This window comes from Arenibacter troitsensis (genome assembly GCF_900177645.1).
Classification (GTDB): domain Bacteria; phylum Bacteroidota; class Bacteroidia; order Flavobacteriales; family Flavobacteriaceae; genus Arenibacter; species Arenibacter troitsensis.
Genome location: NZ_FXAO01000002.1, coordinates 149,056 through 160,394 on the forward strand (window position 1 = coordinate 149,056; position 11,339 = coordinate 160,394).

At 39.1% G+C, this 11,339-nt stretch carries 14 protein-coding genes; 8 read left to right on the forward strand and 6 right to left on the reverse strand.

The window, feature by feature from the left end:
- Positions 1–23 precede the first annotated feature (23 nt).
- Positions 24–884, reverse strand: a complete 861-nt coding sequence (locus B9Y87_RS05270; protein ID WP_085496907.1) for a universal stress protein — start codon at positions 882–884, stop codon at positions 24–26.
- A 246-nt stretch (positions 885–1,130) separates the two neighbouring features.
- Between B9Y87_RS05270 and pta the strand changes: the two genes are divergently transcribed.
- Together pta and B9Y87_RS05280 are read left to right on the forward strand one after the other, a co-directional pair.
- The gene (pta, locus tag B9Y87_RS05275) at positions 1,131–3,224 is read left to right on the forward strand and encodes a phosphate acetyltransferase (protein WP_085496908.1); all 2,094 of its coding nucleotides are present in this window, start codon (positions 1,131–1,133) and stop codon (positions 3,222–3,224) included.
- A 24-nt stretch (positions 3,225–3,248) separates the two neighbouring features.
- Entirely contained in the window at positions 3,249–4,430 is a 1,182-nt protein-coding gene (locus B9Y87_RS05280) for an acetate/propionate family kinase (RefSeq protein ID WP_085496911.1), read from the forward strand.
- A gap of 111 nt (positions 4,431–4,541) precedes the next feature.
- Here B9Y87_RS05280 and B9Y87_RS05285 read toward each other — a convergent pair whose 3' ends face one another.
- Positions 4,542–4,751, reverse strand: a complete 210-nt coding sequence (locus B9Y87_RS05285) for a YgaP family membrane protein (protein WP_031443584.1) — start codon at positions 4,749–4,751, stop codon at positions 4,542–4,544.
- A 278-nt stretch (positions 4,752–5,029) separates the two neighbouring features.
- Between B9Y87_RS05285 and B9Y87_RS05290 the strand changes: the two genes are divergently transcribed.
- The 3 genes from B9Y87_RS05290 (at position 5,030) to B9Y87_RS05300 (ending at position 8,007) form a co-directional block, all read left to right on the forward strand.
- Entirely contained in the window at positions 5,030–5,416 is a 387-nt protein-coding gene (locus B9Y87_RS05290; protein ID WP_085496913.1) for a hypothetical protein, read from the forward strand.
- A 5-nt stretch (positions 5,417–5,421) separates the two neighbouring features.
- Positions 5,422–7,104, forward strand: a complete 1,683-nt coding sequence (locus B9Y87_RS05295; protein ID WP_085496915.1) for an ABC1 kinase family protein — start codon at positions 5,422–5,424, stop codon at positions 7,102–7,104.
- Positions 7,105–7,242: 138 nt separating this feature from the next.
- A complete protein-coding gene (locus tag B9Y87_RS05300; protein ID WP_085496916.1) occupies positions 7,243–8,007 on the forward strand; it encodes an exodeoxyribonuclease III in 765 nt (254 codons plus the stop codon).
- Here B9Y87_RS05300 and B9Y87_RS05305 read toward each other — a convergent pair.
- The 4 genes from B9Y87_RS05305 to B9Y87_RS05320 form a co-directional block, all read right to left on the reverse strand.
- Entirely contained in the window at positions 8,004–8,369 is a 366-nt protein-coding gene (locus B9Y87_RS05305) for a hypothetical protein (protein WP_085496918.1), read from the reverse strand. The genes B9Y87_RS05300 and B9Y87_RS05305 overlap by 4 nt on opposite strands.
- Positions 8,370–8,417: 48 nt before the next feature.
- Complete coding sequence (locus B9Y87_RS05310; protein WP_085496920.1) at positions 8,418–8,813, reverse strand: hypothetical protein; 396 nt, start codon at positions 8,811–8,813, stop codon at positions 8,418–8,420.
- A 27-nt stretch (positions 8,814–8,840) separates the two neighbouring features.
- A complete protein-coding gene (locus tag B9Y87_RS05315; protein WP_085496921.1) occupies positions 8,841–9,608 on the reverse strand; it encodes an RNA polymerase sigma factor in 768 nt (255 codons plus the stop codon).
- A gap of 138 nt (positions 9,609–9,746) precedes the next feature.
- Complete coding sequence (locus tag B9Y87_RS05320) at positions 9,747–10,238, reverse strand: hypothetical protein (RefSeq protein ID WP_085496923.1); 492 nt, start codon at positions 10,236–10,238, stop codon at positions 9,747–9,749.
- A 165-nt stretch (positions 10,239–10,403) separates the two neighbouring features.
- Between B9Y87_RS05320 and B9Y87_RS05325 the strand changes: the two genes are divergently transcribed.
- The 3 genes from B9Y87_RS05325 to B9Y87_RS05335 are packed head-to-tail and all read left to right on the forward strand — an operon-like array spanning position 10,404 to position 11,307.
- Entirely contained in the window at positions 10,404–10,733 is a 330-nt protein-coding gene (locus tag B9Y87_RS05325) for a YtxH domain-containing protein (protein ID WP_085496926.1), read from the forward strand.
- Positions 10,734–10,739: 6 nt separating this feature from the next.
- Positions 10,740–11,084 (forward strand): hypothetical protein, encoded by a 345-nt coding sequence (locus tag B9Y87_RS05330; RefSeq protein ID WP_085496928.1) that lies wholly within the window; start codon positions 10,740–10,742, stop codon positions 11,082–11,084.
- Positions 11,085–11,088: 4 nt separating this feature from the next.
- Complete coding sequence (locus B9Y87_RS05335; RefSeq protein WP_085496930.1) at positions 11,089–11,307, forward strand: DUF6327 family protein; 219 nt, start codon at positions 11,089–11,091, stop codon at positions 11,305–11,307.
- Positions 11,308–11,339 lie beyond the last annotated feature (32 nt).

The window sequence follows — 11,339 nt, forward strand, 5'->3', positions numbered from 1 at the left end:
CCTTTAGTTAACAAGTGATATCCCTAGAAAAATAGGGTTTTATGGTTATGTTCATTAAAGCTCATCAAAATTATTTCGCCATAATCCTCCATTTTTTTTACCAGATCCCTATGGAACCATTTTTTTAGAAATCCTTTCTTTTCCTTTTCCAGCATCACTACCATATCGGCATTTACTACTCCAAGATAAATTCTCAGGGTCTCAAACACATCTTCGGAAAACAGTAATTCGAATTCGATATCTGGATAGTCTACTTTGGAATTTAGCATATCTTTAAACCACTCCATTGACAAATCTCCAGCATATTCCTGGCTGCTAGAAATATGTACAATCTTAATCTTTGCTTTTAAAGGCTTAGCAATTTCGGAAAGTTTTTGAATGGCATGTATATCTTCCTCTTCAAAATCCGTGGCATAGACCATGGTATCCAAATTTCTGGGCAGTACATCTCTAGAAATTGTAATTACGGGACAAGGTGCTTTTTCTATAAGTTTCTTGGTGGTACTCCCCAAAATCATTTCCTCAAGACCACTTGCTCCTTTGGTACCTACCACAATAAGTTGGGCATGGTATTCTTCTGCCTTCGATATAATTCCCTTTATTACCGAACTGTTTTGTACAGGCTCCAATTGTATTTTTGGATCATCCCACTTATTTCCAAGATGTTCCGTGCAGAATTTTTCCAGCTGGGCACGGTGAATTTTAAACGGATTTCCTTCAAGGATAGGCCGGTCATCCTGTCCCTCCACACCCAATACGGTAGGAAAATTAAACGTATGGGTAATAACCAGTCGAGTTCCAAGGGCCTGGCTCAGATTAAAGGCCAACTGCAAGGCAGAGACCGAGTTTTTAGAATAATCCGTGGCATAAAGCAATGTTTTCATTTTATGATGTTTTGTAATTTATCAGCAAAACTTGCAAGCAGCCAACAGATCCGATTGGAGTACATTCCAAGATTCTTGCTATTTTAAGAAAGTAAATCGTTCATGGAATAAAATTGATTGCTTAAAATTAGAACCTAATGTTGTATCCATAAATGACTTCTATCATATATGGTAATCTTTCTATACCCGAACTTCGCAACTAAAAAAAAATCGTTTGTATATTAATCCAAAGAATATTATTAATTCATGAGCAAAGCCATATACCTTGCCACTACAGAACCCAATAGTGGAAAATCTATCGTATCCTTGGGCATGATGCAGTTATTGTTGGGAAAGACCGCCAAGGTTGGTTATTTCCGTCCCATTATTGATGACTTTGAAAAGGGCAAGATCGATGACCATATAGATACCGTACTACAACATTTTGAAGTGGATCAGACATTTGAGGATTCCTTTGCCTATACCCGTAGCCAAGTGGTTCAACTTAAAAATATGGACAAGGATGATGAAATTATAGGTAATATCATCAATAAGTACAAAGCCATTGAGGATAGGTTCGATATTGTAGTAGTGGAAGGAACGGATTTTTCTGGGGAGGGCGCCATCATAGAATGGGACATTAATGTACTTATTGCCAAAAATTTGGGGATTCCGGCAATTATAATAGCCAACGGAATGGGCAAATCCCTTCAAGAATTGTTCGGAAATATCTATATGGCCTATGACTCCTTTAGGGAAAAGGGGGTTGAAGTTCTACTGACCGTCGCCAATAAGGTACAACCAGAAAATTTGGAACAGGCAGTATCGGGTCTCAAGACAAAACTGCCCCAAAAAGTATTGATAGCCGCAATCCCCGTGAACCCTGTTTTGGGAAATCCGACCGTAAAGGAAATTGCGCAGGCCCTATCGGCCAAGGTTTTGTTTGGAGAGGATTTTATAAACAATCAGGCCGGTGAATTTAGCGTGGGCGCCATGCAGCTCCGCAATTACATTACCCATTTAAAAAAGGATAGCTTGGTCATCACCCCTGGTGATAGGGCAGATATTATTTTAGGCGCTTTACAAGCCAACATCTCCAGTAATTACCCTAATCTATCCGGTATTGTCCTAACAGGCGGTCTATTACCAGAGGATTCCATTATTAAACTTATTGAGGGCCTTTCCGACATTATACCTATCATCTCGGTTGCGGATGGCACCTTTTCGGTAACCAACCGCATTGGAACTATTAAACCCAGGATCTATCCCGAGAACAAGGAAAAAATAACTACCTCCATACAGGAATTTGAAAAATATGTCCCCACAAATGAATTGGCCGAGCGACTAATTACCTTTAATGCTGAGGGAATTACCCCTAGAATGTTCCAATACAATCTTCTTAAACGGGCAAAATCGGCCAAGAAGCATATTGTCCTCCCGGAAGGCACTGACGAACGCATTCTAAAGGCCACCAAAAAACTTCTGGATACCAATGCTGTTACCATTACATTGTTGGGAGACAAGGAGCAAATAATGGCAAAAATATCAGAATTGGATATCAGTTTGGATTCCAGTGACTTCGATATTATAGATCCCACATCATCCCCCAATTTCATGGATTATGCCACCACCTTATACGAACTGAGAAAAGAAAAAAACGTTAATCTCGCCATGGCGAAAGATCTTATGGAGGATGTTTCCTACTTTGGAACCATGATGGTGTATAAAGGTCATGCCGATGGAATGGTTTCCGGAGCGGTACATACCACACAACATACCATAAGACCGGCTTTACAGTTCATCAAGACCAAACCGGAGGTCTCCATTGTGTCCTCCGTGTTCTTTATGTGCCTCCCCAACCGTGTCACCATATTTGGGGACTGCGCTATCAATCCAAATCCCACCGCTGAACAATTGGCGGAAATTGCCATTTCTTCTGCGGCCACCAGCCAAGCGTTCGGTATTGAACCAAAAATTGCCATGTTATCCTATTCATCAGGGGCTTCCGGAGTGGGCGAAGACGTGGATAGAGTGCGTAAAGCCACAGAAATCATAAAAAGAAAACGGCCCGATTTAAAAGTAGAAGGCCCCATTCAGTACGATGCTGCCGTAGACATAAATGTAGGCAGGAGCAAATTGCCGGATTCGGAAGTGGCTGGACAGGCCAGTGTATTCATTTTTCCAGATCTGAATACCGGAAACAATACTTATAAGGCCGTACAACGAGAAACAGGTGCCTTGGCCATTGGCCCCATGCTACAAGGTCTGAACAAACCTGTCAACGACCTTAGCCGTGGCTGTACCGTGGAGGATATCTACAACACTGTAGTCATCACCGCCATACAGGCACAAGGACTATAATTTTAATCTTAAAGACCCAATAGTATGAACATACTGATCATAAACGCAGGTAGTTCTTCCATTAAATATCAATTGATTCAAATGCCTTCGGAACTTATAATCGGTAAGGGATTGATAGAACGCATCGGCTCAGAAAATGCCACGGTGAAATATAAAACCAAATCAGTGGATACCGAAGAGGTGATGCTGATTCCAAACCATAGTGCCGGATTCAAGAAAATGGCCACACTCCTTATGGATCCGGACCAAGGTGTTATAGCAAATGTCAACGATATCTCTATTGTAGCCCATAGGGTAGTACATGGTGGAAACACCTTTTCCGATACTACCGAGATTACACAAGAGGTTAAAGATAAAATAAAGGAACTTTCTATCTTGGCCCCTTTGCACAACCCCCATAATTTGGAAGGCATCTTGTTGGCGGAGGAAGCTTTTCCTACTGCCAGACAAATTGCAGTCTTTGATACCGCTTTCCACCAGAGCATGCCCGTGAAGGCCAAGAAATATGCCTTGCCCAATGAGTTGTATACAGATCACCGTATCCAAGCCTTTGGTTTTCATGGTACCAGTCACAAATATGTATCCGAGAAGGCAATTTCCTTATTAAAATTAAAATCTTCCAAGATAATTACCATTCATCTGGGCCATGGGTGCAGTATTACTGCCGTAAGGGATGGAAAAAGTGTTGATCATTCCATGGGTTTTACCCCTGCCAACGGACTTATCATGGGCTCTAGAAGTGGGGACATAGATCACTCCCTTATCTTTTATTTGGTAAATAATTTGGGCTATGGTATGGAAGAAGTCAATGCGTTACTCTCCAAAAAAAGTGGTATGCTAGGGCTTACAGGCCTTAGGGATTTAAGGGACATTGAAGCCAAAGCCAAAACGGGAAACAAAGAATGTATCTTGGCCTTGGAAATGAATGCCTACCGCATAAAAAAATATATAGGCGCCTATACAGCAGCCATGAACGGCTTGGATGCCATAGTTTTTACTGCCGGCATTGGAGAAAATTCCAGTACCCTTAGGAGCCTGGTATGCACGGATATGGATTATCTGGGCATAACACTGGACCCTGCCAAAAATGAATCAAAATCTTCCAACATAAGGGAAGTTGGCAGTACAGAGGCCAAAGTTAAAATCTTGGTAGTACCTACCAACGAAGAACTGGAAATTGCGAAACAGGCCTTCGGTCTATCCTAGAACCAATAATTATGGTATAGATTTTTAGTCCACGTTGGGAGAAATCAAATTTTCCATGATGACCAATGACTAGTATAGCCAAACGAAATTACCGTTTATCATCATCCAGGTTTACTCCTTTTTTGCCTTACATGTTTTTATTCCAAAAGGAAGGTACAGCGGACAAAAGCCCATAAAGCTGGTAAGGAAAAAGATAATGGCCAAAACCACCAATACAATACCCAACACCCCGGAAATAGTACCGTTATAATACAGAGCGATCAATGCCGCCGCTATCACAAAACGCAAGGTTCTGTCCAAATTACCCATATTTTTCTTCATGATTATAAATTTAAGTTATAGAACTTTTAATAACCACACAAGGAACTTTCCGTTCCATGGTTGATAAATACTTTTTTTTATGTAAAAGTCAAATTATGAAAGGCATCCTTTGACACTTCATTCATAAGAATCCAGACAACAATCCATTTTTTTTTAACTTGATAGATCAAAGTAAATGGAAATGTATACCTATTCAAATGATATATGTCATTTCTGGGACCAATACCTTTAAATAATTTTGCAGTACGCCGAGTTTATAATACATAAAGCAAATTATCATGGAAAAACAAATTATATATAACTCAAATCTTCATTTTGAACACGAAATTTGGAGGCGGGAACTCTTCTTTTGGCAGGATGAACTCATCATTTTCAATAACAGGCTTAGTGAGCTGGTTACAAGATGGACCAAAAAAGAGATATTAAAACAATTGGACCACTTTCAGAACGAATTTATCCTACATGGTGGAGTAATCGAGGATTTATTGGAAGAAATGCAAATCCATGAAGCCCGCATGGCCGATCAAGATTTGTTGTCACATGATGCCATGGATACCACAATGGTAAAAAAACATATGGAGTTCCGAAAAAAAATGGAAATACAGGAAGAGATCTATACAGGTCTTAAAAGGGAATTCTTTCGTTTTTTGACCAAGCACCTATAAATCATATGTTGGGTATAAAATTTCCACAAAAAGAAAATCTTAAAAGATACAATGCCCTATTTGTAGTACTTACCAAATATGGGTTTGAGGATGTAATGGCCAGTAGCAAGGCAAGAAAATTTATCCCTAGAAATTACCTTTTAAAACACCCTGATAAGGCAAAGAAATTATCAGAATCCACTTTTGAACGAATCCGCATGGTGCTAGAAGAATTGGGCCCTTCCTATGTGAAGATGGGGCAAATTATGAGCAACCGTGACGATATGTTGCCCCCAGACCTGGTGAAAGAGCTAGAGAAACTACAGGACCATGCTCCTTCCCTACGGAATTTTGACGTAGAAAAAGTTTTATCACAAGAACTGGATATTGACTGTTCCCAACATTTCCTTTCCATAGACCCCAAACCTTTGGCGGCAGCCTCTTTGGCCCAAGTTCATAAGGCTCAGCTCCTTAATGGGGATTGGGTAGTATTAAAAATACAGCGTCCCAATATAACCGAAGTCATTGCGTCTGACATTTCCATTATGAAGGAAGTTGCGGAAGCTATGGAAAAATATAGTTCACAGGTAAAAGCCTTTCAACCTGTAAAGTTGGTGGAATCCTTTGAAAAAAGCATTAACGAAGAACTTAGTTTTCATAGGGAAATGGACAATATGGAACATTTCGCCAAAAATTTCAAGGGCAACGAGGCTATCTATGTCCCCCATCTATATCGCGAGCTTAGTAACGACCATATTATATGTATGGAGTGGATAGACGGAATTAAGGTTTCGGAGCTGCATAAATTAAAAGAAAGCCATATTGATTCCAGCGCCGTAGCCAAAGTTGGGGTAGACCTATATCTGGAACAGGTATTGGAACACGGCTTTTTTCACGCTGACCCACACCCAGGAAATCTTTTTGTGTTACCCGAGATCCAAAAAATCTGCTTCATAGATTTTGGCATGATGGGTACCATTATGCCCAATGACAAGGAGGCACTCATAGAACTTCTACTTTGTTTTTTAAAAAAGGATGTAAGGAAAATCATCTCCGTCTTAAAAAAAATAGCCCTAAAAACCGACATTCCGGACGAAAAAAAACTGGAGTATGATTTGTACGAATTAATTGAAGGCTTAAGCAATACTTCTATCCGTAACATTAAATTGGGGACCACCTTAAAACAATTCAAAAATGTGCTTTATGAAAATAAGATTACCATACCGCATTACTTGTATATTCTAATACGCGCTTTGGTCATAATTGAAGGTGTAGGACTAAAATTGGATCCAGAATTCAACATTACGGATAATCTAGAACCCTATATGGCCAAGATAACCCGTAAAAGATTTGGCCTAAAGCGACTTTTTCAAAAGAACCTAAATAGATTTCAAGATTACAATGCGCTGTTGGATAAATTGCCTACAGACATTAATGAAATAGTAGATAAGATCAAGGATGGAAAATTGGTCATTGTGCATGAGCACAAAGGCTTGAACGAGTTTAGAAAGTCCCTAAAAACTGCCTTTAACCGTTTGGTCTATGCCGTTATTATTGCAGCCCTCTCCATTGGCTCTGCCCTTTTGGTAATGGCCGATATGCCTCCAAAGATTAGCGGAATACCCGTATTGGGTGCAATAGGTTTTAGTCTTTCCGCCATTATTGGATTGGTTATTCTAATTTCAATTTATAGGAGCAAGGAAGATTAAATCTTAGTCTATTGCTATGAATAGTTGATAACAGATTGGGTAAAACTTTAAGTGATGGTTTTATAAAAACAGTTCGAAATCATTATCTTTATTTCGAATTGTATTTTTCATAACATTGTCCAAAATAAGATCCAAACAATGAGAATAATTTCATGGAATGTCAACGGCATTAGGGCCGTTGCCAAAAAAGATTTTTTCGAATCCATAAATAAAATGGCACCTGACATTCTTTGTCTTCAAGAGACCAAGGCCCAAGACCATGAGGTTGAGGAGACCCTCTCGGCAATGGAACATTGTACCATGCATTACAATTCGGCCGATAAGAAAGGGTATTCCGGTACTGCACTTATCAGCAAAATAGAACCTATTGCCGTAACCAAAGATATGCAAGTATCGGAACACGATAGCGAAGGTAGAATACAGTGTGCGGAATATAATGATTTTTACTTGGTAAATGTCTACGTGCCCAATTCCGGACAGCAATTGGATCGTCTGGACTACCGTAAGCAATGGGATGCCGATTTTTTAGAGTACCTAAAAAACCTTGAAAAAACAAAACCTGTAATTGCTTGTGGGGATTTTAACGTGGCCCATAGGGCAATAGACCTTAAGAACGATAAGAGCAACTATAACAAGACTGCAGGATACACCCAAATTGAAATTGATGGCATGGACAATTTTATGGAAGCCGGTTTTGTGGATTCGTTCAGGCATTTTCATCCAGACACAGTCGCATATACCTATTGGAGCTATCGTTTCAAGTCCAGGGAAAGAAACACGGGCTGGCGAATAGATTATTTCTTGGTAAGCAAGTCTTTGGTAGATCGCATAAAGTCTGTAGATATCCTATCGGATTATTTTGGTTCCGACCACTGCCCTATCTCCTTGGAAATAGAATTCTAGAAAGATCCGTAGTGTTCTATATATTCCTGTAGGACACTGATTTGAAAATCCCCAACCACCCTAAGTTCGGCATCCGCGTTCATAAGTACCAATCCATATGCCAAATGCGATAGCTTACAGTCGCTTACAACCTGTTTTTGGATCCCCGTAAAAACCGGCCTAAAATGTTGGTCTATATCCAGACCGGCAGATTTACCAACCGTCATGGCCTTGATGACAGCCTCGGTAATTTGTTTTGGTGATAATCCTTGATCCAACAAATCGCTGGCTAGATGCTTTAATCGAAGACTGTAGTAGAAATCCATAAAATGGGCTATACTATCCACAGTCTTATTATCCGTGTTATAAATAGAGATTTCCATAAATTTTGTTCCTAACAGATTAGACAGTGATATTGGGCAAGCTATTGGTCATAATTTCTTGGCATACCCAAAAACCATTTTTTTAAATTCCATAAAGTCTTTGGTAAACAAATCCATTTGGTCCCTAATATTTGCATGTTTTTCCCTGAAATCCTGATCGGATAGTCCTTTCTCCCCCTTTATTAAACGGGTCAATAGACTTTCATGGGCTACAATATCTTCGGCCAAATAATCAAATAAGGTTTCGTGAATCTTATCCAGATATTGTAGCATCTGTCCGTATTCAGAAGCTTTTACCTGTTCCTTATCCAGCAAATCCGTAAAGAATCTGGCTTCGTCCTTCCAAAAGGCAATGATGTTCAACCATTCCCTACTTTCCTTATGTAACGCATCAAGCCCTTCACCCGACAATATTTCTTTTTTTGACTTTGGTCCAGTGCTCATAGTGCAATAAATTAAAATTCCTTGTTATTAGTCCAAATATCTTTGGGTGAAGCTGGCCCTTAGACTTTTTCTTGCAGCCTTCAAAAGCGATTCTATTTCCTGAACGGTAGTATTGTGTATTTTGGCAATTTCCGCAATATCGAATTGATGTTCCGTAAATAGTTCAAATACCCTTCGCATTTGCCCGGGCATATGATATAAGACCATTGCCGAGTGTTTTCTAATATTCTCCGCTCCCAATTCCTTATCCAATTGGAGTATCACTTTTTGATCGTCATCCCCAACAAAAATATGGTTTAGCACATAGTCGTCCTTGGCATAGGAAATATCGTCCAATTCTTCGTTCATGATTAAATCCCCGTCTCCATCCGTAGTAAATTTTTCCTGCATACTCTCCCATTCAGGTTTGGAGTAGGTATCTATATTTTCAAGGAACAAGGCATCATACTCTTCATCCACAAAGATCGTCTCCAGCAATTCATCCACTTTCCTGAACATCCATGGATGCAGCTCATTTTTGTTATTTATCTCATCCAAATGGTCATATACCTCTATAAAAAGCTGATCAATAATATCATCCGCCTTATACCTGTTCCTATCAATCTTACCCTTTACCACGGCACGATTGAGATTTTTTTGCACATATCGCCTTACTTCGGGCATGGCCTTTAACAATAACTCATTGAACGCCTTAAGGTCTCCCTCCTTTTTTAACCTTAGTAAATCGGAAAAGGAATTGGCTACAAACACATGAAATTCCCTTTGACTTTGAAATATATTGACTGACTCTTTCATACCTTATATAATTATATTTTAAATAGTTGTACTTCAAAAATGCCAACTTCATTGTTCTAAAAAAATGATTTAAATCAACTATCCCGAATCGATCTAGAGAAATAAATTTTGATAGTAATCCTAGACCTTCACTAGTGCTTAACTTAATTTGTCCAACTTTTCTTCTATCAGCTGAATTTGCGGAAAAGTGTGGCGCACCAAAAGAATTAAGTGTCCTTTTTTTAATGCTTTAAGATAAAAGTTAACCTTATCCTCCGTTATACCCAATCCCCGTAAAATCCCATACGGTCCGGCCGACATAGATCCCAGTGGTCTTCCCGAAATATCAAATAGGAAATGGGAGGCCAAGGCACCTGCAATAAAGAGTGTTCCAAATTCTGTGTGGGGAAATATCCCAAAATTTAGCTTTTCTTTTAAAACCTTATTCCAATACGCTTTTAATTCCGATTCTTGATCATATTCGCTTTTACTAATGGCAACCAAATTGTTTCCAAGTTGTCCCAGAATAGATATTTGAGGCCTTTCCATATCTTCCTCAAGAATAATTTCAATGGCCTTACGCAACATCTTTAAATGCTCATAATCCCTCAAAATAAAATTATACGCTGCATTATTGACCCTAGTATTCATATTACACAGTAAATGAGGAAATGGCTAGGTTGGTATATTCGTCCTTCCCCAATTTAAAAACTAATGACGGTAAATGATATGATTTATATCATTTCCAATGCATTTTAATAGACTTATTTTTAAGTATCATTAAAAAACAGGTAATAATCATAAAAATCAGTAATCATGACAAACAATGACGGAAATATTCTTTTAGCTTTATTGACAGGTGCTGCCATAGGTGCAGGAATTGGAATCTTGTATGCGCCGGATAAGGGCATAGAGACTAGGCACAAAATAAAGCAAAAGGTGGGCGAGACCACGCACGACTTATCAGAAAGAATCTCCCATGCCAAGGAAGAACTTACCAAAACTGCCAATGAGAAAAAAGATGCCTTTGACCGTAAATTGGATGAAGCTATCTCCACTATGAGCTACAAGGCAGATGACATCATTGCTACCTTGGAGCGCAAATTGGAAGACTTAAAAAAGAAAAACGCCCAATTTCAAAAATAAGGTAATATGGCCTTGGAAGAACTTAAGAGAGACCTTACAGAGGCAGAAGCCGATGTAAGGTCTTATCTAGAAAATAGCGAGGAATATGCCAAGCTTAAAATATTTAAGGTCCTTATGGAACTTGTAACCGTATTTGCCCAAACCCTTTTAATTGGGGCCTTGGCCCTACTTGCCTTGGTTTTGATATCTTGGGCCGCATCCAATGCCCTGAACGAAACTTTGAAAAGCGCCTACCTTGGTTATTTGCTTATAGGTATAGGCTATGTACTAATAGCCATCATTTGTTATTTTCTAAGGAATAGGCTCAATAGGCCATTACTGCGTACATTTTCCAAACATTATTTTGATTAAGACCATGGGGAAACAATACAACTCTTTTAAAGAAATTGATGAAAGACTAATGGTCTTAAAGTTACAGCGTAAAATTGAAATTGAAAGTCTTAAACTCAATATCAATCAGGCAAAGGCAAATCTAAGACCTCTGCAATTGGCGGGGAGCCTTAAAGGTAGCATTCAACAAATGCTGTTGATCTATGCCATAAGGAAACTAAAGGCCGTATTTAGCAGAAGGTAACATCAAAGATTTTGAGTTTTATGTCTTAAAGA

What these genes read in the sequence shown, in the direction of transcription:
- B9Y87_RS05320 (WP_085496923.1), bottom strand. Translation starts at nt 10,238, where the DNA reads ATGAATACTAGGGTCAATAATGCAGCGTATAATTTTATTTTGAGGGAT.
- B9Y87_RS05285 (WP_031443584.1), bottom strand. Translation starts at nt 4,751, where the DNA reads ATGAAGAAAAATATGGGTAATTTGGACAGAACCTTGCGTTTTGTGATA.
- B9Y87_RS05270 (WP_085496907.1), bottom strand. Translation starts at nt 884, where the DNA reads ATGAAAACATTGCTTTATGCCACGGATTATTCTAAAAACTCGGTCTCT.
- B9Y87_RS05330 (WP_085496928.1), top strand. Translation starts at nt 10,740, where the DNA reads ATGGCCTTGGAAGAACTTAAGAGAGACCTTACAGAGGCAGAAGCCGAT.
- pta (WP_085496908.1), top strand. Translation starts at nt 1,131, where the DNA reads ATGAGCAAAGCCATATACCTTGCCACTACAGAACCCAATAGTGGAAAA.
- B9Y87_RS05290 (WP_085496913.1), top strand. Translation starts at nt 5,030, where the DNA reads ATGGAAAAACAAATTATATATAACTCAAATCTTCATTTTGAACACGAA.
- B9Y87_RS05295 (WP_085496915.1), top strand. Translation starts at nt 5,422, where the DNA reads ATGTTGGGTATAAAATTTCCACAAAAAGAAAATCTTAAAAGATACAAT.
- B9Y87_RS05300 (WP_085496916.1), top strand. Translation starts at nt 7,243, where the DNA reads ATGAGAATAATTTCATGGAATGTCAACGGCATTAGGGCCGTTGCCAAA.
- B9Y87_RS05335 (WP_085496930.1), top strand. Translation starts at nt 11,089, where the DNA reads ATGGGGAAACAATACAACTCTTTTAAAGAAATTGATGAAAGACTAATG.
- B9Y87_RS05305 (WP_085496918.1), bottom strand. Translation starts at nt 8,369, where the DNA reads ATGGAAATCTCTATTTATAACACGGATAATAAGACTGTGGATAGTATA.
- B9Y87_RS05280 (WP_085496911.1), top strand. Translation starts at nt 3,249, where the DNA reads ATGAACATACTGATCATAAACGCAGGTAGTTCTTCCATTAAATATCAA.
- B9Y87_RS05315 (WP_085496921.1), bottom strand. Translation starts at nt 9,608, where the DNA reads ATGAAAGAGTCAGTCAATATATTTCAAAGTCAAAGGGAATTTCATGTG.
- B9Y87_RS05325 (WP_085496926.1), top strand. Translation starts at nt 10,404, where the DNA reads ATGACAAACAATGACGGAAATATTCTTTTAGCTTTATTGACAGGTGCT.
- B9Y87_RS05310 (WP_085496920.1), bottom strand. Translation starts at nt 8,813, where the DNA reads ATGAGCACTGGACCAAAGTCAAAAAAAGAAATATTGTCGGGTGAAGGG.